The organism is Ectopseudomonas oleovorans (assembly GCF_029845265.1).
Taxonomy (GTDB): Bacteria; Pseudomonadota; Gammaproteobacteria; order Pseudomonadales; family Pseudomonadaceae; genus Aquipseudomonas; species Aquipseudomonas oleovorans.
The window spans coordinates 93132-118987 of the sequence record NZ_JAOCLK010000005.1 but is presented as its reverse complement, the minus strand read 5'-3'; the positions used below and the strand labels follow the sequence as shown (position 1 = coordinate 118987).

General features: G+C 63.7%; 33 protein-coding genes. 12 read left to right on the top strand and 21 right to left on the bottom strand.

Annotated features, from left to right (window positions below):
* Positions 1–142: 142 nt before the first annotated feature.
* Together N5J71_RS04425 and N5J71_RS04420 are read right to left on the bottom strand one after the other, a co-directional pair.
* Positions 143–1078, bottom strand: a complete 936-nt coding sequence (locus N5J71_RS04425) for a DUF808 domain-containing protein (protein WP_279916394.1) — start codon at positions 1076–1078, stop codon at positions 143–145.
* Between the two features lie 65 nt (positions 1079–1143).
* Positions 1144–1731, bottom strand: coding sequence for a cytokinin riboside 5'-monophosphate phosphoribohydrolase (locus N5J71_RS04420; RefSeq protein ID WP_257597661.1), 588 nt, complete (start codon positions 1729–1731; stop codon positions 1144–1146).
* A gap of 11 nt (positions 1732–1742) precedes the next feature.
* Here N5J71_RS04420 and N5J71_RS04415 point away from each other — a divergent pair, with 11 nt between their 5' ends.
* Positions 1743–1883: a hypothetical protein gene (locus tag N5J71_RS04415; RefSeq protein ID WP_187272782.1), complete on the top strand. Its 141-nt coding sequence runs from the start codon at positions 1743–1745 to the stop codon at positions 1881–1883.
* Between the two features lie 84 nt (positions 1884–1967).
* Here N5J71_RS04415 and N5J71_RS04410 read toward each other — a convergent pair whose 3' ends face one another.
* From N5J71_RS04410 to fabR, 6 genes are all read right to left on the bottom strand, one after another.
* Positions 1968–2582 carry a LysE family transporter gene (locus tag N5J71_RS04410; protein ID WP_279916393.1) on the bottom strand — a complete coding sequence of 205 codons (615 nt, stop codon included), beginning with the start codon at positions 2580–2582 and terminating at the stop codon, positions 1968–1970.
* A gap of 607 nt (positions 2583–3189) precedes the next feature.
* On the bottom strand, positions 3190–3762 hold the full coding sequence (locus tag N5J71_RS04405; RefSeq protein WP_279916392.1) for a HupE/UreJ family protein: 573 nt from the start codon (positions 3760–3762) through the stop codon (positions 3190–3192).
* 22 nt (positions 3763–3784) lie between these two features.
* A complete protein-coding gene (ureG, locus tag N5J71_RS04400) occupies positions 3785–4399 on the bottom strand; it encodes an urease accessory protein UreG (protein ID WP_013713893.1) in 615 nt (204 codons plus the stop codon).
* A 16-nt stretch (positions 4400–4415) separates the two neighbouring features.
* Positions 4416–5090, bottom strand: a complete 675-nt coding sequence (locus N5J71_RS04395) for an urease accessory protein UreF (protein ID WP_279916391.1) — start codon at positions 5088–5090, stop codon at positions 4416–4418.
* Between the two features lie 67 nt (positions 5091–5157).
* The gene (gene ureE / locus N5J71_RS04390) at positions 5158–5658 is read right to left on the bottom strand and encodes an urease accessory protein UreE (RefSeq protein WP_108233601.1); all 501 of its coding nucleotides are present in this window, start codon (positions 5656–5658) and stop codon (positions 5158–5160) included.
* Between the two features lie 163 nt (positions 5659–5821).
* Positions 5822–6457 carry an HTH-type transcriptional repressor FabR gene (gene fabR, locus N5J71_RS04385; RefSeq protein WP_147810431.1) on the bottom strand — a complete coding sequence of 212 codons (636 nt, stop codon included), beginning with the start codon at positions 6455–6457 and terminating at the stop codon, positions 5822–5824.
* A 147-nt stretch (positions 6458–6604) separates the two neighbouring features.
* Between fabR and N5J71_RS04380 the strand changes: the two genes are divergently transcribed.
* Both N5J71_RS04380 and N5J71_RS04375 read left to right on the top strand, forming a co-directional pair.
* On the top strand, positions 6605–7690 hold the full coding sequence (locus N5J71_RS04380) for a ferredoxin reductase (protein ID WP_147810412.1): 1086 nt from the start codon (positions 6605–6607) through the stop codon (positions 7688–7690).
* Positions 7687–8769 (top strand): fatty acid desaturase family protein, encoded by a 1083-nt coding sequence (locus N5J71_RS04375; protein ID WP_424960557.1) that lies wholly within the window; start codon positions 7687–7689, stop codon positions 8767–8769. The genes N5J71_RS04380 and N5J71_RS04375 overlap by 4 nt, the downstream gene beginning before the upstream one ends.
* Before the next feature lie 87 nt (positions 8770–8856).
* On the opposite strand, the gene N5J71_RS04370 is transcribed toward N5J71_RS04375, so the two are convergent.
* Positions 8857–9336, bottom strand: coding sequence for a hypothetical protein (locus tag N5J71_RS04370; protein ID WP_279916389.1), 480 nt, complete (start codon positions 9334–9336; stop codon positions 8857–8859).
* 275 nt (positions 9337–9611) lie between these two features.
* Here N5J71_RS04370 and N5J71_RS04365 point away from each other — a divergent pair, with 275 nt between their 5' ends.
* Positions 9612–10511, top strand: a complete 900-nt coding sequence (locus N5J71_RS04365) for an AEC family transporter (protein ID WP_074856201.1) — start codon at positions 9612–9614, stop codon at positions 10509–10511.
* A gap of 38 nt (positions 10512–10549) precedes the next feature.
* Here N5J71_RS04365 and N5J71_RS04360 read toward each other — a convergent pair whose 3' ends face one another.
* The 8 genes from N5J71_RS04360 to N5J71_RS04325 all read right to left on the bottom strand — a co-directional run bounded on the left by N5J71_RS04360 (position 10550) and on the right by N5J71_RS04325 (position 16435).
* The gene (locus N5J71_RS04360; RefSeq protein WP_004425198.1) at positions 10550–10975 is read right to left on the bottom strand and encodes a bleomycin resistance protein; all 426 of its coding nucleotides are present in this window, start codon (positions 10973–10975) and stop codon (positions 10550–10552) included.
* A 4-nt stretch (positions 10976–10979) separates the two neighbouring features.
* Positions 10980–11513, bottom strand: a complete 534-nt coding sequence (locus N5J71_RS04355) for a hypothetical protein (RefSeq protein WP_279916388.1) — start codon at positions 11511–11513, stop codon at positions 10980–10982.
* 271 nt (positions 11514–11784) lie between these two features.
* A complete protein-coding gene (locus N5J71_RS04350) occupies positions 11785–12267 on the bottom strand; it encodes a hypothetical protein (protein ID WP_004425192.1) in 483 nt (160 codons plus the stop codon).
* Complete coding sequence (locus tag N5J71_RS04345; protein WP_004425190.1) at positions 12268–12432, bottom strand: hypothetical protein; 165 nt, start codon at positions 12430–12432, stop codon at positions 12268–12270.
* Between the two features lie 285 nt (positions 12433–12717).
* Positions 12718–13983, bottom strand: coding sequence for an Hsp70 family protein (locus N5J71_RS04340; RefSeq protein WP_279916387.1), 1266 nt, complete (start codon positions 13981–13983; stop codon positions 12718–12720).
* A 64-nt stretch (positions 13984–14047) separates the two neighbouring features.
* Positions 14048–15022 (bottom strand): lysylphosphatidylglycerol synthase transmembrane domain-containing protein, encoded by a 975-nt coding sequence (locus tag N5J71_RS04335; protein ID WP_279916386.1) that lies wholly within the window; start codon positions 15020–15022, stop codon positions 14048–14050.
* A 237-nt stretch (positions 15023–15259) separates the two neighbouring features.
* Positions 15260–15697, bottom strand: coding sequence for a YqaA family protein (locus tag N5J71_RS04330; protein WP_004425185.1), 438 nt, complete (start codon positions 15695–15697; stop codon positions 15260–15262).
* A 12-nt stretch (positions 15698–15709) separates the two neighbouring features.
* Complete coding sequence (locus N5J71_RS04325) at positions 15710–16435, bottom strand: VC0807 family protein (protein ID WP_279916385.1); 726 nt, start codon at positions 16433–16435, stop codon at positions 15710–15712.
* A 164-nt stretch (positions 16436–16599) separates the two neighbouring features.
* On the opposite strand from N5J71_RS04325, the gene N5J71_RS04320 reads away from it, so the two are divergent.
* From N5J71_RS04320 to N5J71_RS04285, 8 genes are all read left to right on the top strand, one after another.
* A complete protein-coding gene (locus N5J71_RS04320; RefSeq protein WP_055984180.1) occupies positions 16600–17523 on the top strand; it encodes a substrate-binding domain-containing protein in 924 nt (307 codons plus the stop codon).
* Between the two features lie 79 nt (positions 17524–17602).
* Positions 17603–18376 (top strand): substrate-binding periplasmic protein, encoded by a 774-nt coding sequence (locus N5J71_RS04315; RefSeq protein ID WP_004425179.1) that lies wholly within the window; start codon positions 17603–17605, stop codon positions 18374–18376.
* Between the two features lie 53 nt (positions 18377–18429).
* Positions 18430–19185 carry a substrate-binding periplasmic protein gene (locus N5J71_RS04310; RefSeq protein ID WP_279916384.1) on the top strand — a complete coding sequence of 252 codons (756 nt, stop codon included), beginning with the start codon at positions 18430–18432 and terminating at the stop codon, positions 19183–19185.
* Between the two features lie 53 nt (positions 19186–19238).
* The gene (locus N5J71_RS04305) at positions 19239–20240 is read left to right on the top strand and encodes a type II secretion system F family protein (protein ID WP_279916383.1); all 1002 of its coding nucleotides are present in this window, start codon (positions 19239–19241) and stop codon (positions 20238–20240) included.
* 137 nt (positions 20241–20377) lie between these two features.
* Complete coding sequence (locus N5J71_RS04300) at positions 20378–21241, top strand: isocitrate lyase/PEP mutase family protein (RefSeq protein WP_026088748.1); 864 nt, start codon at positions 20378–20380, stop codon at positions 21239–21241.
* Between the two features lie 69 nt (positions 21242–21310).
* On the top strand, positions 21311–21577 hold the full coding sequence (locus tag N5J71_RS04295) for a DksA/TraR family C4-type zinc finger protein (protein ID WP_004425171.1): 267 nt from the start codon (positions 21311–21313) through the stop codon (positions 21575–21577).
* Positions 21578–21651: 74 nt separating this feature from the next.
* Positions 21652–22095, top strand: coding sequence for a hemerythrin domain-containing protein (locus N5J71_RS04290; protein ID WP_017678727.1), 444 nt, complete (start codon positions 21652–21654; stop codon positions 22093–22095).
* A gap of 101 nt (positions 22096–22196) precedes the next feature.
* Positions 22197–22742 carry an REP-associated tyrosine transposase gene (locus tag N5J71_RS04285; RefSeq protein ID WP_279916382.1) on the top strand — a complete coding sequence of 182 codons (546 nt, stop codon included), beginning with the start codon at positions 22197–22199 and terminating at the stop codon, positions 22740–22742.
* A gap of 170 nt (positions 22743–22912) precedes the next feature.
* On the opposite strand, the gene ureC is transcribed toward N5J71_RS04285, so the two are convergent.
* The 4 genes from ureC to ureA all read right to left on the bottom strand — a co-directional run bounded on the left by ureC (position 22913) and on the right by ureA (position 25810).
* Positions 22913–24613 carry an urease subunit alpha gene (ureC, locus tag N5J71_RS04280; protein ID WP_279916380.1) on the bottom strand — a complete coding sequence of 567 codons (1701 nt, stop codon included), beginning with the start codon at positions 24611–24613 and terminating at the stop codon, positions 22913–22915.
* 77 nt (positions 24614–24690) lie between these two features.
* On the bottom strand, positions 24691–24996 hold the full coding sequence (locus N5J71_RS04275; RefSeq protein ID WP_106732559.1) for an urease subunit beta: 306 nt from the start codon (positions 24994–24996) through the stop codon (positions 24691–24693).
* Positions 24997–25003: 7 nt separating this feature from the next.
* The gene (locus N5J71_RS04270) at positions 25004–25504 is read right to left on the bottom strand and encodes a GNAT family N-acetyltransferase (RefSeq protein ID WP_279916379.1); all 501 of its coding nucleotides are present in this window, start codon (positions 25502–25504) and stop codon (positions 25004–25006) included.
* Positions 25505–25507: 3 nt separating this feature from the next.
* Positions 25508–25810: an urease subunit gamma gene (gene ureA / locus N5J71_RS04265; protein WP_017678731.1), complete on the bottom strand. Its 303-nt coding sequence runs from the start codon at positions 25808–25810 to the stop codon at positions 25508–25510.
* Positions 25811–25856 lie beyond the last annotated feature (46 nt).

Genomic DNA, 25856 nt, shown 5'->3' with positions numbered 1-25856 from the left:
AGGCAATGCTCTGCCCGACGCTGCATAGGGGGCTGAGAGGTTATCCCCGAAAGCGGTGGAGCAAGCTGTGGATAAGCCTGGGGCAAGTCGCTTCGGGCAGCGCCCCGCAAGGGGCGCAGGCAACTGCTGAGAAAGTGAGCGGCTAACGCCCCGGCGTTTTGCGCAGCGCCCGCCACAGGTCACTCGCCGCGCTGACCAGCGGTACGCTGAGCAATCCGGCGATGATGCCGAACAGGGCGTTGAACAGTGTCGGCACCAGGGCCGAAAGCAGGGCGCCTGCATCCTCGGCCACCCATTCGGCAGCCAGGTGCACGGCGCTTTCCACCGGCGGCAGGCCGTGGCTGAGGATACCGCCGCCGACCATGAACATGGCTGCGGTGCCCACAACCGAAAGCGCCTTCATCAGCCAGGGGGCCAGGCGCAGGATGCCGCGCCCACAGGCCTGGGCGAAGGAGCTGGCGCGCTGGCTAAGATAGAGCCCGGCATCGTCCAGTTTGACGATGCCGGCGACCAGCCCATAGACGCCGACGGTCATTACCAGGGCGATGCCGCTGAGCACCAGCACCTGATTGAGAAAACTGGCGGTGGCGACGGTGCCGAGGGTGATGGCGATGATCTCGGCCGACAGCACGAAGTCGGTGCGCACCGCACCGCGAATCTTGTCGCGCTCGAATGCCACCAGGTCGATCGCAGGGTCGGCAATCGCCTCCAGGCGCGCCTGCTGCTCCACGGGCTCATGCCGATGCAGCAACTTGTGCAGCAGCTTTTCCGCGCCTTCGTAGCAGAGAAACAGGCCACCGAGCATCAGCAGCGGCACCACCAGCCAGGGCGCCACGGCGCTGATCAGCAGCGCGGCCGGCACCAGGATCGCCTTGTTCACCAGCGAACCCTTGGCCACGGCCCAGACCACTGGCAGCTCGCGATCCGCCTTGACCCCGGTGACCTGCTGGGCGTTGAGCGCGAGGTCATCGCCCAGTACGCCGGCCGTCTTGCGCGCGGCGACCTTGGTCATGGTGGCGACGTCATCGAGTACCGTACTGATATCGTCGATCAGGGCGAGCAGGCTGCTTGCGGCCATGGTGCGGCTTCCATAAGGAGTGAAGCCGCAGAGCGTAGCATTGTGTTACATCTCTGCGTACTGGCTCAGACGGGCTCGCGATCTACCCACTTCGGCGCCGCGCTCGGGCGCCATTCGACCAGCGCATCGATCAGGTCTTGGGGGGTACCGGCAATCTGCAGCATCTCGCGGTGCTGCGGGCGCACGAAGCGTTCGGCGACCAGATGATCGAGGAAGTCGCCGAGTTTGCTGTAAAAACCGTTCACCTCCAGCAGGCCCAGCGGTTTGGCGTGGTAGCCGAGTTGGCCCCAGGTCCACACTTCGAACAGCTCTTCCAGGGTGCCGAGGCCACCGGGCAGGGCGATGAAGGCATCGGCCAGCTGGGCCATGCGTGCCTTGCGTGCATGCATGCCATCCACCACTTCCAGACAGGTCAGGTTGCGATGGCCGATCTCGGCACGTTCCAGGCTTTGCGGGATGATGCCGATCACCTCGCCACCGGCGTTCAGCGCCGCATCGGCGACCACGCCCATCAGGCCGACGGCGCCGCCGCCGTAGATCAGGCGCATGCCGCGCTTGGCCAGGTGCTGACCGAGGGCTTCGGCCGCTTCGCGGTAGATGGGACTGGCACCAGGGCTGGCACCACAGAAGACGCAGACGCTACGCAGGGACATGAGCAGGCTCCTTGGCTGAAGGCGCCAAGGGTAACCAGCCGTCGCCCAGCCACCAAGGGTCAGTGGCGCGTATCGATGCCGCAGGTGGCGCAGGCGTAACTGGCGAGCAGTTGCTTGAGCAGGTCGTTGAGGTGCATGGCGCGGCTTCCTGACGCAGGGATATGTGCTTGAGCCTAGTCCTGCCTGGGATGCTGCGCCCTTAGATTATTTCGATGGTGGCGATAGCCGCGAGTCGATCAGACCAGCTCCAGTGCGCTCATGCCGGCCAGCCCCAGCAGCACCACGCCGCAGGCTGCGTAGGTCAGGCGGTGCCAGAGCAGCGAGGCCGCGCGGCGAAACCAGTCCACCAGGCCGGCGCAGATGAAGCACCAGAGCAGCGACGAGACCATGAAGCCGGCGAAGAACACCGCCAGGTGAGCTGGCGTTGGCTGAGCGACGCCGATGGCCGCCATCGCGCCGCCCATGGCCGCCCAGTAAACGATGTTTTGCGGGTTGGTCAGCGACAGCGCAGCGCCTGCGGCGAAGGCACCACCAGCGGCGCCCTGACTGTCGTCGCTGGGCAGCGGCGGGCGATGGGCGTCGCGCAGTGATTGATAACCGAGCCAGGCCAGGTAGAGCGCGCTGGCCAGCGTCAGCGGATAGCGAATCTGCGCGCTGTCGAGCAGCAGAGCCAGGCCGGTCAGGCCCAGGGCGGCCCAGGTGGCATCGCCCACCAGCGAGCCGATCTGTACAAACAATGCCGGTTTGTAGCCGTCACGCAGCCCGCGGCGCAGGGTTTCACTGAATACGGCGCCGGGCGTCGCGTTGAAGACGAAGCCAAGGAGCATGGCGGCGAGGAAGAAACTGAACATGAAACATCCCTGGATGAACTTGGCGGCGTGATGCGCCTGCAAGACCACTGAAAGCGACTCCGGTTGCAGCCGCTAGCGTCGCGTTGGTGCCTGTATCGATGCAAGGGCCTTGTGTGTTTGTGCACCATCCGGACAACGGCAATAAAGTTTTCCACGAAGGCTGTGGGCATTTCTGTGGATAAGCTGGTGGCGTTTGCCTGCGATGCCTGAAATACCTTGTTTACAGCCTGTTGGTGAAGAATTGAACAGCGTTGTTTTTCCTTTTCACACAAGGACTTGACAGTTTTTGGGAAAGCTCGAAGCGTGCCTTTTGGTTTTCCACGATTGCTGTGGGTGATGCTGTGGGTAACTGTTGTAATTGTTGCTGTATGGCCCGATATGACTGGCTCTCAGTGTATTGGCCAAGCTTTGATCAGTGCTGTTCTGAGGATGCTGGAAACACCGTTGTCCAGTCTTTTTTATACCTTGGCAGGCAGGCCGAACAATTATCCCCTGAGCATGTGAAGAAAGCTGTGGATAAGCTGGTGAACGATCACGCTAGCGCCCGTCACGTCGGCTCTGGACGCCAACAGGCAGGGTGCGTGTACACCCTGCCTGCAGCGGATGCTCAGCTGAGCAGCAACCAGGCACCCGTTGCTGCCGAGGCGCCGCCCGCGATACGTACCAAGGGTGCTGCGGCCTGGGGCAGAAAACGCACCAATGCAAAGCCAATGGCATGCAGTGCGGCAGTGGCGACGATGAAGCCGATGGCGTAGCCGAAGGGGCTGGCCAGTTCCGGCAACTCCAGACCGTGAGCGACACCGTGGGTGAGGGCGAAGAAGGCGGTCAGGGCTACGGATACCGCCATCGGCAGGCGCACGGTGACGGCTACCAGCAAGCCGAACGCCAGTACCGAGCCGGCGATGCCGGTTTCCATCAACGGGATTTCCACGCCGGAGAAGCCGAGCAGGCCGCCGAGCAGCATGCTGCCGACGAAAGTCAGCGGCAGCGCCCAGCGCGCCGCGCCGCTCTGTTGGGCGGCCCACAGGCCAACGGCGAACATCGCCAGCAGGTGATCCAGGCCAAACACCGGGTGGGCCAGGCCGGCCATCAGGCCGGAATCACCATGCCCAGGGTGAGCGAAGGCCAGTGCCGGGGTGCAGAGCAGGGCGATGGCGGAAAGGGTCTTGCGCAGGTACATAGGGATCTCCTTGAAGGTGGAATCAGGCTGCCGTGAGCATGCCCTGGCGTTCGATGAAGGCGATGATCTCATCGAGACCCTGGCCGACTTTCTGGTTGCTGAAGACGAAGGGTTTGTCGCCGCGCATCTTCAGGGTGTCGCGCTCCATCACTTCCAGTGAGGCGCCGACCATCGGGGCCAGATCGACCTTGTTGATCACCAGCAGGTCGGATTTGCAGATACCGGGGCCGCCCTTACGCGGCAGCTTGTCGCCGGCTGACACGTCGATCACGTATAGGGTCAGGTCGGACAGCTCGGGGCTGAAGGTGGCCGACAGGTTGTCGCCGCCGGACTCGACGATGATCAGGTCGAGGCCGGGGAAGCGGCGGTTGAGCTGCTCGACCGCCTCCAAGTTGATCGAGGCGTCCTCGCGGATGGCGGTGTGCGGGCAGCCGCCGGTTTCCACGCCGATGATGCGCTCGGGCTCCAGCGCCTCGTTGCGCACCAGAAACTGGGCATCTTCCTGGGTGTAGATGTCGTTGGTGACCACGGCGATGTTGTAGCGCTCGCGCAGGGCGCGGCACAGGGCGAGGGTGAGGGCAGTCTTGCCGGAACCGACCGGGCCGCCGATGCCGACACGCAGGGGTTGGCTGTTCATGGGGTGTTGTTCCTCGTCAGGAGCGGAAAAGACGCGAGTACTGGCGCTCGTGCGCCATGCTCGCCAGGGCCAGGCCGAAGGCGGCGCTGCCCCAGTGTTCGGGGGAAAGGCTGGCGGCTTGTTGCTGGGCCGCCTCGAGCTGCGGCAGCAGGCGGCTGGTCAGGCGCTGGGCGGCCTGCTGGCCAAGCGGCAGCACCTTCATCAGCACGGCGAGCTGGTTCTCCAGCCAGCCCCAGAGCCAGGCGGCCAGGGCATCGTCCGGGGCGATCTGCCAGGCGCGTGCCGCCAGTGCCCAGGCCAGAGCCAAGCCGGGCTCCTCCTGGGTTGCGAGCAGTTCACGCGCGGCCTCGTCCAGCTCGGGCAGGCCTTCGAGCAGTTGCCGCAGCGAATAACCCATCTGCCGGCTTTCCAGGGCCAGTTCGCGGGTTTCGCGGCTGGCGCGGTGTTGTTCGGCCAGTAGCTGAAGCTGTGCCCAGTCAGCCTGTGCGGCTGCGCGGCAGTGGGCCAGCAGCAGCGGCGCTTCGAAGCGCGCGAGATTGAGCAAGAGCTGATCGGCCAGCCAGCGCTCGGCGCTCTCGGCATCGCTGACCAGCGCGCTGTCGATGGCCCATTCCAGGCCTTGCGAGTAGCTGTAGCCGCCAATGGGCAGCTGTGGGCTGGCCAGGCGTAAAAGAGCCCAGGCGGGTTTCATGATTGTGCTCCGCTGCGCACGGCTTGGGCGGCCCCGCGACACCCTGCCTGAGGCGATAGGCTCGGGCTCACTTGCGCACCCCGAACTGGTGCAGGCGCGGGCCGTAGTTGAACTCCTCGTCGCCATGATGGGAGTGATGGTGACCGCCGCCATAGGCGCCCTGTTCGGGCTGGTAGGGCGCTTCGATGGCTTCGACCGTGGCGCCGAGCTGCTCCAGCATGGCCTTGAGTACGTAGTCATCCGGCAGGCGCAGCCAGCCGTCGCCCAGTTGCAGGGCGACATGGCGGTTGCCCAGGTGATAGGCGGCGCGCATCAGCTCGAAGGGGCTGGCGCAGGTCACATGCAGCAGCGGCTCGGCCTTGGCGCGCACGCACACGATGCGGCCATCCTTGGCCAGCAGGCACTCGCCATCGGCCAGTGCCGGCTGGCCGCGTTCGAGAAACAGGCCGACCTCTTCACCGTCAGTGGTGAAGCAGCGCAGGCGGCTCTTGCTGCGGGCTTCGAAGGTCAGTTCCAGTTCGGCGTCGCAGGCGCTCTGCGGCGCGATTCGGGAGTGGATCACCAGCATGCGTATCTATTCCGGGGCAATGTGCCCGGAAATAGTGCAAGTGGCTTGCCAAGGCTGAAGAGTGGCGCAGGGCGGGGCGTTCAAGCCTGTTGTGGATAACTAGGCGAGGCGGTCAGGTTTGATTTGGTGCGTTTTTGTTAGGGGTGAGCGATTTTGGTGCGCGCTAGTCTGAAGGCTTGCCCAGCCCCAGCCAATGCTTGCCACCGACCATGATGAAGCGTAGTTGCTGGATGACCTTGGCCTCTGCGGTGAGGTGCGCGGGCAGGGTTTCGGCGGGCGGATCGATCAGCTCGGGCAGGGTGGCGAAGACGGTTTTGACCACCAGATCCGAGACCACGTCGAGCGCCGCATCGTCGAGGTGCGGCATGCGGTTCATCAGCTTGAGATCGGCGGCCAGGTCGCTGGTGATGCGTTCGCGCAGGGCGGCAATGGCCTGGCGCACAGGTTGTGAGCCGCCGTACTGCTCGCGGGCGAGAAATAGGAACTGAGCGTGGTTGGCCGCCACTTCAGCGAGGAAGATGCGCACCGAGGCATCGATCATGCCGCGCATCTCGAATTCATGGCGGCGTACCTGGCGGATCGCCGCGCGAAAGGTCTCACCGACTTCCGCCACCAGTGCCAGGCCGAGTTCGTCCATGTCGGCGAAGTGCCGATAGAAACCGGTGGGCACGATACCGGCGACGCGCGTCACTTCGCGCAGGCTCAGGCTGCCAAAGCCGCGCCCGCTTTCCATTAGCGTGAGGGCGGCGTCCATCAGGGACTGGCGGGTCTGCTGCTTTTGTTCGGCGCGTGGCGTCATGCGGAATCGGATCATTGAGGGATGCCGCACTCTAGCAAAGCAGGGCGGCAGCGTCGAACCGCGGTGACAGCAGTCTGTGTACAAGTGTTGACTGAAATATGGGCTTTCTGCCAGTCTTGTGAACAAGTGTTCACTGGATAATTACGGATGCCCCTGATTCCCCTGTCATTGGCGCGGCGCTTGTCGCCTGCTCTGCAGCCGCTGCGCCGGCTCTGTGCGGGCGGCTGGTTGCGCGAGGCGGATGTCGATCTCTGCCTGCGCCTGTTGCACCCGGCGCTGCGCCTCAATCGTGTTTATGCGCGGGTCGAGTCACGCCGCTGGGTGGCCGACGACATGCTGGCGATACAACTGCGTTGCAACGGCAACGCGCGCGGCTGGCGTGCCGGGCAGCATGTTCAGCTGTATCTGCAGCAGGACGGGGTGCGTCACGGGCGCAGTTACAGCCTGACCTCGGTGGCGGCCGACGGGCGTATCGAGGTCGCGATCAAGCGTCAACCCGGTGGGCGGTTATCCAATCTGCTGCTCGATAATCTGGCCGTGGGGCAACTCATCGAACTGGGCCAGGCCTTTGGTGACTTCGCCTGGCCGCAAGAGCCGCGCGCGGTGCTGTTGCTGGCGGCCGGCAGCGGCATCACGCCGTTGCTCGGGTTATTGCGTGAGGCGCTGGCGCGAGGCTTTTCTGCGCCGGTGACACTGCTGCATCAGGTGCGGCATCGCGGCCAGCAGGCCTTTGCTGAAGAGCTGCAGGCACTGGCGGCACGGCATGCCAACTTCCAGGTGCAGTGGGCTTTCAGTGGTGAGGGCGAGCGGCTGTCGGCCGAGCGGCTGGCCGCATTGCCGGGTGAGCATGTGCGGGTCTGTGGCCCGCGTGGGTTCGTCGAGCAGGCCTGTGGCGGGTTGCATGACGCCGGACGCGGAGGCAGCCTGCAATCGGAAAGTTTCAGCCCGTTGCCGGTATTGGCCGACGCGCAGGCGAGGGCGATCCGCCTGAGCTTTGCCCGCAGCCAGCAGCAGGTCTCGGGCAGCAGCACCGCCAGTCTGCTGGAGCAAGCCGAGGCGGCCGGGTTGCGTCCGGCTCATGGCTGTCGCCAGGGCATCTGCACCAGCTGCACCTGCCTGCTGCTGGCCGGTACGGTGCGTGATCTGCGCAGTGGCGCGTTGTTCGCCGAGCCCAACCAACCCATTCGTTTGTGTGTCAGTGCCCCGCATGGGGATGTGGAGATCGACCTGTGACTGTCCGCCTTGATCGAGAGCTGAACCCTGCCGAGCTGGAGGCCTTCGGCCAGGAGCTGGACGCCCTGCGCCAGCGTACGCTGGCTGACCTGGGTGAACACGACGCGCGTTATATCCGCCGAGTGCGCAGTGCCGTGCGCCTGTGCTGTTGGAGCGGCCGCGCGCTGCTGATGTTCGGTTGGTTCCCGCCGACCTGGCTGCTCGGCACTTTCCTGCTGGGCCTGGGCAAGATTCTCGAGAACATGGAGCTGGGCCATAACGTCATGCATGGCCAGTACGACTGGATGAACGATCCGGAGTTTTCCGGGCGCCAGTACGAATGGGATATCGTCGGGCCGGCTGATTTCTGGCGGCACACGCATAACCATATGCACCACACCTACACCAACGTGCTGGGCATGGACGACGATGTCGGCTACGGCGTGGTGCGCCTGTTCCCCGAACAGCGCTGGAAGCCGTTCTACCGCTGGCAACCCCTGTGGGTGACGATCCAGGCGCTGCTGTTCCAGTACGCGGTGGCGATCCAGCACCTGCGCCTGGACAAGCTGGTGAAAGGCCGCATCAGCAAGGAGGAGGTGCGTCCGCTGGCACGTCAGTTCGGTGCCAAGCTGGCGCGGCAGTGGGGCAAGGACTATCTGGCGTTTCCGCTGCTTGCCCTGCTGCTCGGCGCCAATGCACTGGCCGTACTGACCGGCAATCTGGTGGCCAATCTGCTGCGCAATCTATGGACCTTTCTGGTGATCTTCTGCGGTCATTTCACCGAGAAGGCGGCGGTCTTTGCGCCAGAAATATTGCAAGGGGAGACGCGCGGGCACTGGTATCTGCGCCAACTGCGCGGCTCGAGCAATCTGTCCGGTGGGCCGCTGCTGCATATCCTGACCGGCAACCTCAGTCATCAGATCGAGCATCACCTGTTCCCGGATCTGCCGGCGCGGCGCTATGCCGAACTGGCACGTGAGGTGCGCCTGATCGCCGAGCGTTATGGCCAGCATTACAACTGCGGCACCTTGTGGGGGCAGTTTGCGACTGTGCTTCGACGTATCTGGATCTACCGCTTGCCCTCTGCAGGGATGGCATGACTCGCTGCGTGCCAGTGCGCGCTCGCCTATAAATCGCAGGCATGAAAAAGCCCGGCCTGTGCCGGGCTTGGGGTGTTGCGATAGCACTTATGCAGTGCGTCCACGTTGTTCGATCAGGCGATCAGAGCCGCCTTCGGCCAGCTGTACACGCTGTGCGCCAGGAGTACGTTCGTAACCACCTTCGGCCAGCTGAACGCGCTGGGCACCAGGGGTACGCTCATATCCGCCTTCTACCAGCTGGATGCGCTGTGCACCCGGGGTACGGTCGTAGCCGTCGTCGGCCAGCTGGATGCGCTGTGCACCCGGAGTACGGTCGTAGCCATCTTCGGCCAGCTGCAGGCGCTGAGCGCCCGGAGTACGCTCGTAGCCGCCTTCTACCAGCTGGATGCGCTGTGCACCCGGCGTACGGTCGGAGCCGTCTTCGGCGAGCGGTGCGATGGGTTGCTGTTGTACCTGGCTGTCCTTGGCTTCGCCCACCAGCGGGAAGGGCGCGCTACTCGGGGCGGCGAATACACTGGTGGTCATCAGGCTGAGGGCCAGAGCGGCGAGGGTCAGTTGAGTTTTCATGTCGGTGTCTCCGTGGGGGAGTTAATAAGTGGCTTCGGAGGCAATTCTTGAGGACATGAGCGCAGATAAGAACTTGACTGTCCTGATAGTGAACATCGATACCTTCAATACTTGGTCGAGAGGCTCTATCACGGGGTTTCTGGCCGGCCGGCAAGCCGAGCGGCGAATGTTTCGCCACGCATCGCGCCGATGACCCGGCACGCGTATGCTTGGCGACCCTCGCGGGTCCAGTGCGACCCGCCTTCTTCAGCAGTTCCCAGGAGGCAGGATCCGTCATGCTCGCGGCACAGGCAATTTTGCCGATCTTCTCTCTGATCGTTCTCGGCTATGTGCTTGGCTGGCGGCAATGGCTGACCAACGAGTCGGCGACCGGTCTGGCCAACATCACTTTCAAGCTGTTCATGCCGACGCTGCTGTTCGCCGGTATCGCCAAGGCATCGCTGGCCGAAGGTCTGTCGCCAATGCTGCTGCTGGCCTACTACTTACCGGTACTGCTGGTGTTCGGCGTGGTAAACGTGCTGGCGCACTGGCGTCGCGGTACGGCGACGCCGCTGGGGCTGGTGGCGGCCTTCTCCAACAACGTGCTGGTGGGCATTCCGCTGATCGCCAGCCTGATGGGCAATGACGGTCTGCTCTACGTCTTTGCCATCCTGGTGTTCCATAGCCTCACACTGTTTTCCCTGCACAGTTTCTATGCCGCTTTCGGTAGTCAGGAGCGTGTCGACGGTCGCGCGCTGCTGAAGAATCTGGCCAACCCGATGATCATCGGTCTGGGGTTGGGGGCGCTGGTCAACCTGTCCGGGCTGCAGGTGCCGGAAAGCCTGTGGCGGGCGATCACCTGGCTGGGCCAGGCTGCCTTGCCTTGCGCGCTGATCGTGCTCGGCGCCAGCCTGTCGCGGTATCGCCTGCGCCCGACGACGGAGGCCTGGGGGCTGACCTTCGCCAAGCTGGCGCTGTTCCCGACCATGGTCTGGCTGTTGAGTGGTCTGCTGCCGGGATTGAACGACTCAGCGCGTACGGTGCTGGTGCTGCTGGCAGCCTGCCCCAGCGGTGTCAACGTCATGGCGTTCTGCCGTACGGCTGAGGACAACCGTAGCGTCAGCGCCGCGATCTCGCTGTCGACCTTGTTGTCGGCGGTGACGCTGCCGCTGTGGATGATGGTGATGGGCATCTGAAGGTCGTGCTCTCCGACCTTGACCGCGGGGGGGAGGGATCAGCCTTTGACGATCTGGCTGAAACGCAGCAGATAACCATCCGGATCCTGCAGCATGAACTGGCGCACGTTCAGCAATTGAGCCCCTGCCTGGTAAGACACGTCTTCCAGCGGCAGTCTCAGGCGCTGGTCTGAGGACAGCAGCCGCTGATGCAGCCGTTCAATGTCATCCACGGTTATCTGCAGATTAATGCCCCTGCCCAATGGTGCATCCAGTGGGCCGACGACCCAGGGATCATCGTTGTCCTGGTTGTCGGCAATCTGCTCCAGCATGAGCGCCGCCTCTCCCAGGCCAATCGCGACGAACCCCTGCTCTACACGCTCGAACAGAACCTTGAAGCCCAGCAAGTCGCAATAGAAGCCAAGGCTGATGGACAGGTTATGCACCAGTAACTCCGGGGTCAGTGCAGGCAAGGGCCGGGGCATGGCTTTACTCGTCAGACTGAGATGCTTTCAGCGCTTCGAGCGCTGGCGCCGCATAGATGCCCACTTCCACCGCCAGCTCCATCACCCGCGGCAGGTCGCTGGCGTACACCAGTACCGCCTGCAGTTCGTCGTCCAACGGTTCGCTGAAATCCAGCAGTACGTAGCCGCCAGTTTCCGGCGACAGGGCCGAAAGCTGCACCTGAATGCGGTTGAGCGCCTTGAGTGGCTCGGTCTTGGCCAGTTGCTTGGCCTTGAGCACGAACTGCACCTGCGGGCCGAAGGACTCGGTGATGCGCTGGAACAGCTCTTCATAGCTGTCGGCCTGGAACAGCACGGTATCCGGCAGGCTGCCAACCACCACCCATTCGCCCAGGGGGATGGGGAATTCGTCGTCGTAGTTGACGTCCGGGTTGGCGGCGAGGAAGGCGGTCGGATCGGCGTAAGCCTGGGTGGCCTCGTCGGCGATACGGGCGATCTCGTCCTCGGCCAGGCAGCCGGAGCTTATCTTGGCGATCAGTTCTTCCAGCTGGGCTTTCATCGGGGCATTCCTGTTCGAGGGCGAAGGCGCGCAGGATAACAGGTCGTTGAAAACGTAGGCGAGGCAGGCAAGACAAGGCGCAACGACCAACGGGAGTAACAGCCGCAGGCTGGCCCGAAGGGCGAGCGCCAGCGAGTCAAACGACCGAAAAAGCGCAGTTTACATATTTGTAAATGAGCATTTTGACTGGGCTCGCACGCGAGGTTGTTTTTAACGCAGGATTGCCAACGTAGGTAGTTTTCAACGTCCTGTTAAGGCAAAGCACGCTGCGCTAGAAGTAGTCCAGCAGGCGGCCGAGGCTCATCACCGGGAGCCACAACAGCAGCGACAGCGCCGCTTTCAGCCGACCGAACAGTGGCGCGTACGTATCCCAGTCGCCCAGCCGGGCACTCCATAGCTGGCGAAGCAACAGAGCGTTGCCAATACCCAGGGCGATCAGCAGCAGCTCGAGCTGCAGCAGACGGTCGACTGCCAGCGGCCCTGCGTCGGCGGCGAACAGACAGACGCCGCTGCCCAGCAGGAGCAACAGGCCGGCCACCGCCAGTGGCGTCAGCGTGCGCGACACCGCTGTCAGCGGGAAACTGCGGCCGGCGCCAAGCAGACGCGCATCGAGCAGCAGCATGGGCCCAAGCAGCAGCACCAGGCCAAGCAGATGCAGCAGGTTGAGCGCCGGGTAGAGCAGTGCCGAGCTGCGCATCTGCTCGCCCAGCGCCGTGGCTTCGAGCCAGGCGGCCCAGGCGATCAGGCTGTTCATCTAGCGCAGTTCGATGGTGCGCCCGTCGACGATGATGCGTTCGGCGCGGATCTCCGTGGTGCCGTCCTTGCGTGGGTAGCCGACTATGATCACGGTCTTGCCCGCGGTCAGGTCGGATTCCGGCAGGCCGGGGGCCTGCAGGCGGCTGATCGGGGCGAGGATCACCTGCTAGGTGCGCCCGTCGTGCTCGATGCTCACGTCGGCGTGCGGGTTGCGGTAGTTGACGGTCTGCAGCGGTACTTCCAGGCTCAGAAGCTGATCGGTGTCGTAGAAACTCCAGCCATGGTGGGCCTGGGCAAAATGGCACCAGCCAGCAGCAGGCCAAGTGTGGTGGTGAGCAGCAGTTTCTTCAGCATGGCGATCACCCGGTGGGCTGATTGAACACCGGGTAAACCTAGGCCCTGTAACTGATGCTGCGACGTACGGGTAGTATTTGGGAACAGAATCGGCTCAGCCGTAGCGTTTCTTCGCTTCGATGGCCAGGCCACTGCCGATGCTGCCAAAGGTATTACCTTCCACACTGCATGCATTCGGCAGCATGGCGGCCACGCTCTGACGCAGCGCCGGCACGCCGCTGGAGCCGCCGGTGAAGAACAGTGTGTCGACCTGATCGGCAGCGATGCCGGCATCGGCGAGCAATTGTGTGAGGCTAGCGCGGATGCGTTCGAGCAGCGGCTCGATGGCATTCTCGAACAGCGGGCGGGTCAGCTCGGCGACCAGGCCCGGCTCGACGCGCGACAGGTCGATGGGCCGCGCGTCCTGTTCGCTCAGGGCAATCTTGCTCTCTTCCACCTGCATCGCCAGCCAGTGCCCGGCGCGCTGTTCGATCAGGCCGAACAGGCGGTCGATGCCGGTGGCGTCGACGATGTCGTAGCGCATGTTCTGCAGGGCCAACTGGGTCTTCTGCGCGTACAGCGCGTTGATGGTGTGCCAGGTCGCCAGGTTGAGGTGGTAGCTGGTGGGCATGAAGGCGTCGCTCCTCATCCGGCTGCCGTAGCCGAACAGCGGCATCACCCCGGCCAGCGACAGTTGCTTGTCGAAGTCGGTACCGCCGATGTGCACGCCGCCGGTGGCGAGGATGTCGCCCTGGCGCTCGGCCAGGTGGTGGCGTTCCGGCGCCAGGCGCACCAGGGAGAAGTCCGAGGTGCCGCCGCCGATGTCGACGATCAGCACCAGCTCCTCGCGGTCGAGGTTCGACTCGTAGTCGAAGGCCGCGGCAATGGGCTCGTACTGGAACGACACGTCCTTGAAGCCGAGCTTGTGCGCCACGGCCACCAGGGTGTTCTGCGCTTCCTGGTCGGCCGCTGGGTCGTCATCGACGAAGAATACCGGGCGGCCCAGCACCACTTCCTCGAAGGCCCGTTCGGCCTGGGTCTCGGCGCGCTTTTTCAGCTCGCCGATAAAGAACCCGAGCAGATCCTTGAACGGCAGGGCACTGCCCAGCACGGTGGTTTCGCTCTTCAGCAGCTTGGAGCCGAGCAGGCTCTTCAGCGAGCGCATCAGCCGGCCTTCGTAGCCTTCCAGGTATTCGTGCAGGGCCAGACGGCCATAGACCGGGCGACGCTCTTCGGTGTTGAAGAAAATCACCGAGGGCAGGGTGATCTTGCCGTCTTCCAGGGGCAGCAGGCTGTCCTGGCCGGGACGTAGCCAGCCGACGGTGGAGTTGGAGGTGCCGAAGTCGATGCCGCAGGCGCGGGCGGGAGTGCTGAAGGACATGACAGAACGCAGGGCCGCAAAATGGCCGCGCATTCTATGTCAGCAAAGCGGTGGCGGCGAGCCGTCAGGACGGCAGGTTGTTGCCCAGTTGCTTTTCCTTCCACTGGCTCCACTCGAAGCCCAGCACCACCAACAGCGACAGGGCGAAGGGCAGCAGCAGGTAGAACATGCGGAATACGATCAGCGCGGCCAGTACATCGGCGGCGGGGATTTCCGGCAGGGCGGCGAGGAAGGTCACCTCCAGCACGCCCAGGCCGCCTGGTGCATGGGACAGCAGCGCCAGCGAGAAAGAGGCGAGGAACACGCCGAGTACCACCAGATAGCCGGGATGGTTATCGGCCGGCAGGGCGAAGTAGATGATTGCCGCTGCGCACAACAGCTCCAGCGGGCCGGCCAGCAACTGACGGCTGACGATGGGCAGGCGTGGATATTCCACATGCAGCTTGCCCAGGGTCCAGGGCTTGAACTGGCGCCAGGAACCGAGCACGTAGAGGCCGACCAGGCCGAGCAGGACGCCGCCGATGGCGATGGACACCAGCGGCGTGACGTCGACGACGCGGTGGATCAGATCCGGTTGGGCGATCAGCACACAGCCGCTGGCGAGCAGGGTGCCGAGGGCGAAGGTAAAGGAACAGAAAACGATAAGGATGCCGATTTCCTGTGGCGTCAGGCCCTTGCTGCGGTAGGCCCGGTAACGTACCACGGCACCGGAAAATACCGAGGCGCCGATATTGTGGGCCAGGGCATAGGTGGTGAAGGAGCAGAGCGTGATGAAGCGCCAGGAGATCTTTCGGCCCAGGTGGGCGATGGCGATGCGGTCGTACCAGGCCAGGGCCCAATAAGCACCGAGCGTGGCGCCGGCTGCCAGCAACCAATTGGTGTGGCTGATCGCGCGCAGGCTGTCAGCAATCTCGTCGAGGGAGATGTTGCGCAATTCGCGGTAGAGCAGGAAGCAGGACAGCACTACGGCGCCAAGACCAATCAGCGACCAGATCAGATCGCTGCGTTTCAGTTTGGGTTTGGCTTCAACAACGGACACTGCAACTCCTCACTCGATAGGCCCATGAGGCGGTGAAGACGGGCCGTACGCCCCTATCGAGGCTGCTGTTCATCGGCTTAGTGGGCCGGTTATGCGGGCGCGCGGACGTGTCATGCCTGCTCAGCGCGCTGCGCAGTATCACGGAGGCGCGGCAGATGCTCAACCGCTGTGCGCATTTGCGGCGTTACCGAGTATGTCCTCGCAGGGGGTGTGGATATCCGCGAGCGAGTCATCGGCTCAGATCCAGGTCAGGGTGATTGCGGCCAGTACGGCGTAGCGCATGGCCTTGGCCAGGGTGACGATCAGCAGAAAACGCCACAGCGGTTCGCGCATCACGCCGGCCACAAGGGTGAGCGGATCGCCGATCACTGGCATCCAGCTTAGCAGCAGTGACCAACGACCATAGCGGGCATACCAGCTCTGCGCCTGTTGCAGGCGCGCGTCGCTTACCGGAAACCAGCGCCGCTGGCGATAGTGTTCGAGGGAGCGCCCGAGCAGCCAATTGACCCAGGAACCCAGCACGTTGCCGGCGGTGGCAACCGTGAGCAGCGCCCAGGTGGCATGAGCGCCGCCGAGCAGCAGCGCCACCAGCACCGCCTCCGATTGCAGGGGTAGCAGGGTGGCGGCGAAGAAGGCAGAAAGGAACAGGCCCAGGTAGGCGGAGGCGGCCAGCATGGGATCAGCCGGTCAGGACTGGCGATCCTGGGGATTGGCCATGATCTCTTCCAGACTCAGGCCGGTCAGGCCGTGAATGGTCTTCCACAGGTAGTATAAGATGGCCATCAGCATGACCATCGAGGGAATGGCGATCATCGGGTAGCTGAGCAGGGTCATGCGCCCCAGTTCATCATTGAAGGCCTCGGTACCGGCCGGGCTGACCACGATCCACTTGGCCAGCACGTAGTTCATGAACGAGGAGAAGAAGAAGGTACCGCTGAGCCAGTAGGTCGCGCGCATCAGGCGCGTTTCGAAGTGCTCGACATGGCCGCCTTGCTCCAGGCGAGCATGGATCTTGTCGATGTTGAGCACCGTCTTGTTGAACAGCAGGGTGCGAATCAGCGGGTAGCGGGTGCGGGTGGAAACCAGCACGGCAATGCCGATCAGGCCGGGGATCAGTGCTTCCTTGACTGCCAGCCACTGAGTGTCGAGCTTGAGCAGGCCGATACCGCCGGTCAGCGCTACGCTGATCAGGCCGAGCAGGGCGATAAAGTTGAATTTGCGATATTTGATCAGCTCGAACGCGCCCCAGCCCAGCGGGAACGCCAGGGCCAGAATCAGCGCACCATCGGCGCCGAGGCGGTGCTCGCCACTGAGCTTCATCAGGATCAACGAGGGAATCAGGATGCTGATGACCAGGTCGATCAGCGGGCGGGGCTTGTGCGTCGGGGTACGGCTGTCAGTAGTGGCGGTCATGGTGGCTGGAGTCTGCGTAGGAAGGCCGATGATCGCCTGCCCGGCGCGCCAGGGCTAGCCCGACCGTCGGTTTTGAATGTGAAAAGTATGAGTCGACAGCCATCCGACAGGAGAGAAGAGCTGGCTGGTGATGCTAAAGTGATGGCAAGGCCTGGGAGTCGAACATGCCAAGAATCATCCCTTTCATTTACCTGCTGCTGGCTGCTCTTTTCCTGACGCCTGTGCCGGCTTGGGCGCGGGACTGCATCGGTATGGTGCCGGCTGGCACATCGGCGTTCTGGAGCGAGCTGGAGGCCGGCGCGAGACGCGCCGCTGACGATCTGCAATTGGAACTCTATACGCGCGGCCCGACCCAGGAGGGCCGCGTCGAGGTGCAGTTGCAACTGATAGATCGCGTGCTTGCACAGGGCTGCAAGGCGCTGATCATTGCCCCGGCTGGTGATGCCATCGATACCCGGATAGTGGCCTTGCGTGACGAAGGTATTCCCACCGTCTATGTCGACCGCGGCGTTGCGGGAGATGGCGCTTATGCGCTGGTGGCGACCGACAACTTCCTCGCAGGTCAGTTGGCCGGGCAACAACTGGCCGAGCGTCTCGGGCAGGGTGGCAGGGTCGGGTTGTTGCGTTTGCGTCCCGGGCTGCAATCGACCGAGGAACGTGAGCGCGGCTTTCTGCTGGCGGCACAGGCGTCAGGGCTGCAGGTGGTGTTCGATACCTATCTGGGGGATGACCGCCAGCGCATCGCCGAGGCCCTGAGCGAGCAGTTGCCCAGGATCGACGGCCTGTTCAGCCCCAATGGCACCAACAGCCGGGCGACACTGGCGGCCCTGCGCCAGTTGGGCAAGGCCGGTACCGTGGACTTCGTCGGCTTCGATGGAGGCGAACTGCTGTTCGATGCCGTGAGACAAGGACAGATTCACGCCCTGTTGCTTCAGCAACCGCAGGCCATGGGCGATCATGCGGTGCGTCTGGTGCATCGGGCCCTGAGTGGCGAACGCGCCATTCCACGCCTGCAGCTGTTGCTCGAGCCACGGGTAATGACCGCCAGGGAATTGGCCGATATGACCGCGCCGCAACAGCCTTGGTGATGGGCAGAGCGCGGGTTTATGATCCTTGTCCTGGCCGCCCTGAATTCGCTGTAGGGCGCGCTCTAGACGGTGGCGTGCAATGAACCTGAAGTACCTGCTCGCAGCTCTGTTGTTCTGCAGTTTTTGCGTCAACGTGACGGCGGCCGAGTTGCGGCTGTATACCGAAGACTATCGACCTTTCAGCTATCTCGAGAATGGCAAGCCGAGTGGCATGGCTGTGGCGGTGGTCGAAGAGTTGATCCGCCGTACCGGTGAGCTGGCGCGCATCGAACTGGTGCCCTGGACACGCGGCTATCACCAGGTTCGTCATCAGGCCGACACGGCGTTGTTTTTCACCGTGCGCACGGTGCAGCGCGAAGCCGAGTTTCAGTGGGTCGGGCCGATCGCACGAGGCTATACGCGCTTCTACACGCACAAGAAGGATGCCGGGCTGCGAGTCACCAGTCTGGACGACGTGCGCCAGCTCGGCACCCTTGCGGTGCCCAAGCAGTGGTACAGCTACGAACTGCTGCGTGAACAGGAGCTGGATAACCTGTATGGCGTGCCGACGCCTCAGGACATGCTGCGCATGTTTCGCCATGGCCGGGTCAAGCTGCTGCTGGCCAACAACCTGACCCTCGACGGCATGCTTGCCGAACAGGGCATGAATGCCGGGCAACTGCAGGCGCAGTTCGACCTGATGCCCAATGACTCCTATATCGCCTTTTCCCTGCAGACGGATGCCGCTCGTGTCGCGCGATGGCAGCAGGCGCTGCAGCAGATGCGTCATGACGGCAGCCTGGAGCGGATCTATCGACACTGGTTTCCGACGGCCGATGAGCGGACATTGGTCGATTTGCTGCGCCTCGAGTGAAGTGGCTGCATGGCGCTCCACGTCTTGCTAGGCTGCAAGCGGGAGGGGCGGTGATGGCCAAGTGTATTAAGCAATGGCTGTGTGTCCTGCTGGTGGTGTTGTGCGCTCCGGTGGAAGCTCAGTTGCGTCTGCTCACCGAGGATGCGCCGCCAATGAGCTTCTTGCGCGAGGGCGAGCCCAGCGGTTTCTCCATCGAGGTGGTCAGAGCATTACTGGCGCGCACCGGCGACAGCGGCCAGATCGAACTGATGCCCTGGACGCGAGCATTGCATCTGGCTCAACAGGATGAAGATGTCGCGCTGTTTTCCACCGTGCGCACTCCTGAGCGCGAGAACAGGTTTCAGTGGGTCGGGCCCATCGTGGTCGGCACCACCAGCTTCTATTCGCTCAAGTCGCGCGACCTGGTCATCGATACGTTGGAGCAGGCCGCGGCCAGCGGGCCACTGGCGCTGCCCAAGCAGTGGTACACCTTCGAGACCCTCAGCGCGAGTGGCTTTACCAACCTCTACGGCGTGCCCAGTTCGAAACAGATGGTGACCATGCTCAAGCATGGCCGGGTCAAGCTGATTGCTACCGAAGACCTGACCCTGGCTGGCGAGCTGGCTGCTGTCGATCTCAAACCGCAGGACGTCACCGCGCACGTGCCGTTCATGCGTTCGGCCTATTACATCGCTTTCTCCCCGCAGACTTCGGTGGTGCGTGTGGTGCGCTGGCAACGCGCCTTGCAGCAGATGCATGAGGACGGCAGCCTCGCGGCGATCCTCGGGCGCTGGCTGCCGCATGCGCCGATGCCTCCCATCGCTCCGTAGCGCCTCGCGTGACGACTGGTTAACCTGAGCGCTGAAATCCACCGAGCCCGATCATGTCGCCTCGTCATCTCACTCTCGATCTGCGCAGTCGCGCCGGCTTGTTCGCTCACCTTGGTGCGATGGAACGGGCCGGTGTGCCCATTGATCGGGCGCTGGCCAGTCTGGATCTCGGTACGCGCCACGAGGCCGCCGTGAAGCGCTTGCGGCAGATGGTCGGCGGCGGCCGCGACCTGGCGAGTTCCGGCCAGTTGAGTGGCGTGTTCACGCCACTGGAAAGCGGCCTGGTACGCGCCGCTCAAGAAGCCGGAGCGCTGGCGCATATCTACGAGCAACTGGCGCAGCGCTACGATGAGCAGGCGCGTCATGCCGCAGAATTGAAGTCACGTCTTCTGCTGCCCGCCGGGGTTTTGCTGCTGGCGCTGGCGGTCAAGCCCTTGCCTTCTCTGGTCGCTGGCAGCCTGAGTGGTGCAGGTTACCTGGCGGCCGTTCTGCTGCCGGTGTTGTGGCTGGCTGCGCTGTTGTTCGGTGCGCGTGCGTTGTGGCGGCGCTGGCAGCAGCGGCGAAGCGATCAGCCAGGTCCACTCGACGATCTTCTGCTGGCCCTGCCGATATTGGGCAGCCTGCAGTTGCGGGCGGATATCCGTAACTTCTGTGACAGCCTCGGGCTGTTGCTGGAGGCGGGCATGCCGGTGCTCGATGCCTTGCCGCGTGCCTGCAATGCCGTGACCAATGCACGGCTGCGGCGGGATTTCGCCAACCTGGCACCACGGGTTGCGGCTGGGCAGTCGTTGGTGCGCGCTTTCGACGGGCTGAGTTTTCATGGCAAAGCCATGCTCATCGGCGTGCTCAATACCGGCGAAGCGACCGGCCGACCAGGCGAGGCGCTGCTGCGTTTCGCCCGCCTGCAGGCGCAGCAGCTGGCTGCGAGCCAACAGGCGTTGGCGAGCTGGGCACCACAACTGTTCTATCTGGCCGTCGCCGTGTGGATGGCGTACGGCCTGCTGACCGGTGGCGGATTCTTCCCGGCCCTGCCCGCGGAGCTGGCTGGCCGATAATTTGCTGGTTATCGACCACGGCGGTCCGTTTGAAAGCTGGCAGCAAGTGCCTTGCGCTAGCATTCGTCACGTCTACGCCATTACTAAAAAGAGAAAAAAGCGATTCAACCGACTTTGGAATACGCCCCATGCCCATCCTGCAACGTGCATCTCATCATGAGTTACGCAGTGCCTTTCGTGCCCTGCTGGCTTCCGACCGCTGCTACCACACGGCTTCGGTCTTCGACCCCATGTCCGCCCGCATCGCCGCCGATCTCGACTTCGAGGTCGGTATCCTCGGCGGCTCCGTCGCCTCCCTGCAGGTACTCGGTGCGCCGGACTTCGCCCTGATCACTCTCAGCGAATTCGTCGAGCAGGCCGCGCGCATCGGCCGCGTCTCGCGTTTGCCGGTGATCGCCGATGCCGACCACGGCTACGGTAATGCGCTCAATGTGATGCGCACCGTGGTCGAGCTGGAACGCGCCGGCGTCGCCGCGCTGACCATCGAGGACACCCTGCTGCCGGCCCAGTTCGGTCGCAAGTCCACCGACCTGATCTCCATCGAGGAAGGCGTCGGCAAGATCCTCGCTGCGCTGGAGGCGCGTGTCGATCCGGAGCTCTCGATCATCGCCCGTACCCACGCGGGGGTGCTGGAGGTGGACGAAGTGATCCGCCGCACTCGCGCCTATGAGGCAGCCGGCGCCGACGGCATCTGCCTGGTCGGGATCAAGGATTTCGCCCACCTGGAGCAGATCGCCGCAGGCCTCAAGGTGCCGCTGATGCTGGTCACCTACGGCAATCCCGAACTGCGCGACAACCAACGTCTGGCGCGCCTGGGCGTGCGCATCGTGGTCAACGGCCATGCTGCCTACTTCGCCGCGATCAAGGCCACCTACGACTGCCTGCGCGAACAGCGCGGTGCCCAGCCGTGCGACCTCAACGCCACCGAGCTGACCCACAAGTACACCATGCCCGAGGATTACATCCTCTGGGCCAAGGAGTTCATGGAAGTGCGCGAATAACGACCAGCAGCACTTGCACTTCGCATTTCTCGGGCGCATATCTGTCCGGAGAGCGCGAGGAAACAGAGCATGGCAGGCGGATGGGCAAGTGACGACGCAGTGCAGGAGCAGATCGACAGCAGCATCGAGGACGCCGTCGCGCGTGCTCGCAGCCAGCTGCCGAAGGGCGAGAGCCTGCGTCATTGCGAAGAGTGCGATGCAATCATTCCCGAGGCTCGGCGTCAGGCGATTCCCGGCGTGCGCCTGTGCGTCAACTGCCAGGCCGAGCACGACCGGGAGAATGCCGCCTACAGCGGCTACAACCGTCGCGGTAGCAAGGACAGCCAGCTGCGCTGAGCAAGCGGTACGGCACCTATTCGAGTCCTGATGGTCTAGTGCTACTAGACCGTGACTCAGGAAGAGGTGCCTGCATGACGATTTTTGAAGCCCTACGCATCAGCCACGATATCCAGCGCGAACTGGCGCAGAAACTGATCGCCACCCAGGGCGACAGCGCCGAACGCCACGCTTTGTTCTCTCAGCTCAAGCAGGAGCTGGCCGTGCACTCGGTGGCCGAAGAACGCCATTTCTATATTCCCCTGATGCAGCAGGATGCGGGCGTGGATCTGTCGCGCCACGCGATCGCCGAGCATCACCAGATGGACGAAATGATCGAGGACCTGGAGGAAACCGACCCCAGCAGCCCGAGCTGGCTGGCGCAAGCCAAGGCGCTGGCGGACAAGGTCGAGCATCACCTCAAGGAAGAAGAACACACCTTCTTCCAGATGGCCGGCAAGCTGCTTCGCGACAAGGAGAAGCAGCAACTGGCGGGTGACTATCTCAACGCCTACGACGAGATGAAGCAGGCGTCCTGAATGAGCTAGCCTGAGTGGTAATGGTGGTTTGCACCCGCTCTACACATGACCGTGGGGCGGGTGAAACCCGCCACAGCCAACTCCGCAACAAGGACGTTGCCATGTCTGACTACTGCCGCGCCGCCGTTCCTGGCGGCACCTATTTCTTCACGCTTGTCACTGAGCGGCGTCAGCCGATCCTCACTGATCCCGATATCCGCCAGGCTTTGCGCGAAGCCATCGAAACGGTGCGTCTTACCCAGCCCTTCGTCATCGACGCCTGGGTATTGTTGCCCGATCACCTGCATGCCATCTGGCGCTTGCCGGCAGGTGATGCGGACTTTTCCAATCGCTGGCGGTTGATCAAGCGGCATGTCACGCATGCGTGTGGCAGCCGCTATAACCGCTCGGATTTGTTGAGCCACCGACGTCAGACGAAGGGCCAGGGCACGCTCTGGCAGCAGCGCTTCTGGGAGCATCTGATCCGTGACGAGTGCGACTACGCGCAACATTTCGACTACCTGCACGGCAACCCGCTCAAGCATGGGCTGGTAACGCGTGTGGGGGATTGGCCCTGGTCGTCGTTTCATCGTTGGGTGAAGCAGGGCATTTACCCCGTCGATTGGGGCGGGGATGCGAGCCTTGATGAGCTGGGTGTCGGGGAATAAACCGGAGAATGAATTGGCGGGTTGCACCCGCCCTACAGGTTTGCGCAAGTGGGCAATCACCTACCCCGTAGGGCGGGTGAAACCCGCCAGGGATGTCAAAACAGGCCGTGTGGTTTGCGCAGGTGTGGCAATCACCGCTCCCGTAGGGCGGGTGCAACCCGCCAGGCAACTCAGAACAGGAAATAACGCTGCGCCATCGGCAGTACCTCGGCCGGTTCGCACCAGAGCAACTGGCCGTCGGCCTTGACCTGGTAGTTCTGCGGATCGACCTCGATATTGGGCAGGTAGCCGTTATGGATCAGATCAGTCTTCTGCACCTCGCGGCAACCTTTGACCACGCCGATTTTCTTCTGCAGGCCGAGCTGCTGCGGCACGCCGGCTTCGAACGCCGCCTGGCTGATGAAGGTGATGCTGGTGGCATGGCGGCTGCCACCATAGCTGGCGAACATCGGTCGGTAGTGCACCGGTTGCGGCGTGGGGATCGAGGCGTTGGCGTCGCCCATCAGGCTGGCGGCGATGGCGCCACCCTTGAGGATCAGCGTCGGCTTGACGCCGAAGAAGGCCGGGCGCCAGAGCACCAGGTCAGCCCATTTACCCACTTCCACCGAGCCCACTTCATGGCTGATGCCGTGGGTGATCGCCGGGTTGATGGTGTACTTGGCGATGTAGCGTTTGGCGCGGAAGTTGTCGTTGCCGGGCTCGTCTTCGGGCAGCGCGCCGCGCTGCTGCTTCATCTTGTCGGCGGTTTGCCAGGTACGCGTGATCACCTCGCCGACGCGGCCCATGGCCTGGCTGTCGGAACTGATCATGGAAAACGCGCCGAGGTCGTGGAGGATATCCTCGGCGGCGATGGTTTCACGGCGGATACGGCTCTCGGCGAAGGCCACGTCCTCGGCGATGCTCGGGTCGAGGTGGTGGCAGACCATCAGCATGTCCAGGTGCTCGTCGATGGTGTTCTTGGTGAACGGCCGGGTCGGGTTGGTCGAGGACGGCAGTACGTTGGGGAAACCGCAGGCCTTGATGATATCCGGGGCGTGGCCGCCGCCGGCACCCTCGGTGTGGTAGGTGTGGATGGTGCGGCCCTTGAACGCGCCGAGGGTGGTCTCGACGAAGCCGGATTCGTTCAGGGTGTCGGTGTGGATCGCCACCTGCACGTCGTATTGGTCGGCCACGCTCAGGCAGTTGTCGATGGCCGCCGGGGTGGTGCCCCAGTCTTCGTGCAGCTTCAGACCGATGGCGCCGGCCTTGACCTGCTCGATCAAGGGCTCGGGCAGCGAGGCGTTGCCCTTGCCGGTGAAGCCCAGGTTCATCGGGAAGGCGTCGGCGGCCTGCAGCATGCGCGCCATGTGCCAGGGCCCGGAGGTGCAAGTGGTGGCGTTGGTGCCGGTGGCAGGTCCCGTGCCGCCACCGATCATGGTGGTCACCCCGCTCATCAGCGCCTCTTCGATCTGCTGCGGGCAGATGAAGTGGATGTGGGTGTCGATGCCGCCGGCGGTGAGGATCATGCCTTCGCCGGCGATCACCTCGGTACCGGCACCGATGGCGATGGTCACGTCCGGCTGGATATCCGGGTTGCCGGCCTTGCCGATGGCTTTGATGCGCCCGTCCTTGAGGCCGACGTCGGCCTTGACGATGCCCCAGTGGTCGATGATCAGCGCGTTGGTGATCAGCGTGTCGACCACGTCGGCCGCGCACAGCTGGCCCTGGCCCATGCCGTCGCGGATCACCTTGCCGCCGCCGAATTTCACTTCTTCACCGTAGGTGGTGAAGTCCTTCTCGACTTCGATCCACAGGTCGGTATCGGCCAGGCGCACCTTGTCGCCGACGGTGGGGCCGAACATGTCGGCGTAGGCTTGGCGGGAAATCTTCATTGGAAGTCCTCGTAGGGTGCGCTGTGCGCACCGTTGCTATCTGTGTCGTTGCTGGTGCGCACGGCGCATCCTACGGGCTATAGATCGCCCATCACCCGGCCGGCGAAGCCGAACACCCGGCGGGCGCCGGCCAGATCGACCAGCTCCACGTCACGGCTCTGCCCCGGCTCGAAACGTACGGCAGTGCCGGCCGGGATATTCAGGCGCATACCGCGAGTACTGGCTCGGTCGAACAGCAGGGCGTCATTGGTTTCGAAGAAGTGGTAGTGCGAGCCGACCTGGATCGGCCGGTCGCCGCTGTTGGCCACGGACAGGGTCAGGGTGCGGCGACCGGCATTGAGTTCGATCTCGCCGTCGGCAATCTGGTATTCGCCGGGAATCATGGGGTTCTCACTCCAGAATCAGTTGCATAAAGGTCAGATCCAGCCAGCGCCCGAACTTGCGGCCGACCTGGGGCATCTGCCCGCTGGTGACGAAGCCGAGGCGCTGATGCAGACGAATCGAGGCAGCGTTCTCCGACTCGATGGCGGCGACCATGACATGCAGGTTGGCGGCGCGAGCGCGCTCGATCAGCGCCTGCATCAGCGTCGGGCCTAGGCCCTGGCCGCGCTGGTCGGCACGTATGTAGACCGAGTGCTCGGCGGTCTGGCGAAAGCCTTCGATGGTGCGCCAGGTGCCGTAGCTGGCATAACCGACTACCTCGCCGGCGGCGTCATGTGCGACCAGTACCGGGAAGCCCGCTGCAGTGCGCTCCGCCAGCCAGGCGCGGCGGTTGGCGAGATCCACCAGGGTCTCGTTCCAGATCGCCGTGGTGTGCTGCACCGCGTCGTTGTAAATGGCGAGAATGCCGGGCAGGTCGGCTTCGCCGGCATTCACTATGTCGAAATTCATGGTTCAGGCGATCGGCTGGTGCACGGTCACCAGTTTGGTGCCGTCAGGGAAGGTGGCTTCGATCTGGATCTCCGGGATCATCTCCGGCACACCCTCCATCACCTGATCGCGGCTCAGCAGGGTGGTGCCGAAATGCATCAGTTCGGCGACTGTCTGGCCGTCGCGCGCGCCTTCGAGCAGGGCGGCAGAGATGTAAGCCATGGCCTCCGGGTAATTCAGCTTGACCCCACGCGCCAGGCGGCGCTCGGCCACCAGGCCGGCGGTGAAGATCAGCAGCTTGTCTTTTTCTCTTGGTGACAAATCCATGACGGCTCCAGTCTTGGAGCGGCAAGGCTGTGCCTTGTCCGCAATA

Bases quoted from the DNA above. Each gene is read 5' to 3' on its own strand.
- N5J71_RS04425 (WP_279916394.1), bottom strand. From the start codon at position 1,078: ATGGCCGCAAGCAGCCTGCTCGCCCTGATCGACGATATCAGTACGGTA.
- N5J71_RS04420 (WP_257597661.1), bottom strand. From the start codon at position 1,731: ATGTCCCTGCGTAGCGTCTGCGTCTTCTGTGGTGCCAGCCCTGGTGCC.
- N5J71_RS04410 (WP_279916393.1), bottom strand. From the start codon at position 2,582: ATGTTCAGTTTCTTCCTCGCCGCCATGCTCCTTGGCTTCGTCTTCAAC.
- N5J71_RS04405 (WP_279916392.1), bottom strand. From the start codon at position 3,762: ATGTACCTGCGCAAGACCCTTTCCGCCATCGCCCTGCTCTGCACCCCG.
- ureG (WP_013713893.1), bottom strand. From the start codon at position 4,399: ATGAACAGCCAACCCCTGCGTGTCGGCATCGGCGGCCCGGTCGGTTCC.
- N5J71_RS04395 (WP_279916391.1), bottom strand. From the start codon at position 5,090: ATGAAACCCGCCTGGGCTCTTTTACGCCTGGCCAGCCCACAGCTGCCC.
- ureE (WP_108233601.1), bottom strand. From the start codon at position 5,658: ATGCTGGTGATCCACTCCCGAATCGCGCCGCAGAGCGCCTGCGACGCC.
- fabR (WP_147810431.1), bottom strand. From the start codon at position 6,457: ATGACGCCACGCGCCGAACAAAAGCAGCAGACCCGCCAGTCCCTGATG.
- N5J71_RS04380 (WP_147810412.1), top strand. From the start codon at position 6,605: ATGCCCCTGATTCCCCTGTCATTGGCGCGGCGCTTGTCGCCTGCTCTG.
- N5J71_RS04370 (WP_279916389.1), bottom strand. From the start codon at position 9,336: ATGAAAACTCAACTGACCCTCGCCGCTCTGGCCCTCAGCCTGATGACC.
- N5J71_RS04365 (WP_074856201.1), top strand. From the start codon at position 9,612: ATGCTCGCGGCACAGGCAATTTTGCCGATCTTCTCTCTGATCGTTCTC.
- N5J71_RS04360 (WP_004425198.1), bottom strand. From the start codon at position 10,975: ATGCCCCGGCCCTTGCCTGCACTGACCCCGGAGTTACTGGTGCATAAC.
- N5J71_RS04355 (WP_279916388.1), bottom strand. From the start codon at position 11,513: ATGAAAGCCCAGCTGGAAGAACTGATCGCCAAGATAAGCTCCGGCTGC.
- N5J71_RS04350 (WP_004425192.1), bottom strand. From the start codon at position 12,267: ATGAACAGCCTGATCGCCTGGGCCGCCTGGCTCGAAGCCACGGCGCTG.
- N5J71_RS04340 (WP_279916387.1), bottom strand. From the start codon at position 13,983: ATGTCCTTCAGCACTCCCGCCCGCGCCTGCGGCATCGACTTCGGCACC.
- N5J71_RS04330 (WP_004425185.1), bottom strand. From the start codon at position 15,697: ATGCTGGCCGCCTCCGCCTACCTGGGCCTGTTCCTTTCTGCCTTCTTC.
- N5J71_RS04325 (WP_279916385.1), bottom strand. From the start codon at position 16,435: ATGACCGCCACTACTGACAGCCGTACCCCGACGCACAAGCCCCGCCCG.
- N5J71_RS04320 (WP_055984180.1), top strand. From the start codon at position 16,600: ATGCCAAGAATCATCCCTTTCATTTACCTGCTGCTGGCTGCTCTTTTC.
- N5J71_RS04315 (WP_004425179.1), top strand. From the start codon at position 17,603: ATGAACCTGAAGTACCTGCTCGCAGCTCTGTTGTTCTGCAGTTTTTGC.
- N5J71_RS04310 (WP_279916384.1), top strand. From the start codon at position 18,430: ATGGCCAAGTGTATTAAGCAATGGCTGTGTGTCCTGCTGGTGGTGTTG.
- N5J71_RS04305 (WP_279916383.1), top strand. From the start codon at position 19,239: ATGTCGCCTCGTCATCTCACTCTCGATCTGCGCAGTCGCGCCGGCTTG.
- N5J71_RS04295 (WP_004425171.1), top strand. From the start codon at position 21,311: ATGGCAGGCGGATGGGCAAGTGACGACGCAGTGCAGGAGCAGATCGAC.
- N5J71_RS04290 (WP_017678727.1), top strand. From the start codon at position 21,652: ATGACGATTTTTGAAGCCCTACGCATCAGCCACGATATCCAGCGCGAA.
- N5J71_RS04285 (WP_279916382.1), top strand. From the start codon at position 22,197: ATGTCTGACTACTGCCGCGCCGCCGTTCCTGGCGGCACCTATTTCTTC.
- ureC (WP_279916380.1), bottom strand. From the start codon at position 24,613: ATGAAGATTTCCCGCCAAGCCTACGCCGACATGTTCGGCCCCACCGTC.
- N5J71_RS04275 (WP_106732559.1), bottom strand. From the start codon at position 24,996: ATGATTCCCGGCGAATACCAGATTGCCGACGGCGAGATCGAACTCAAT.
- N5J71_RS04270 (WP_279916379.1), bottom strand. From the start codon at position 25,504: ATGAATTTCGACATAGTGAATGCCGGCGAAGCCGACCTGCCCGGCATT.
- ureA (WP_017678731.1), bottom strand. From the start codon at position 25,810: ATGGATTTGTCACCAAGAGAAAAAGACAAGCTGCTGATCTTCACCGCC.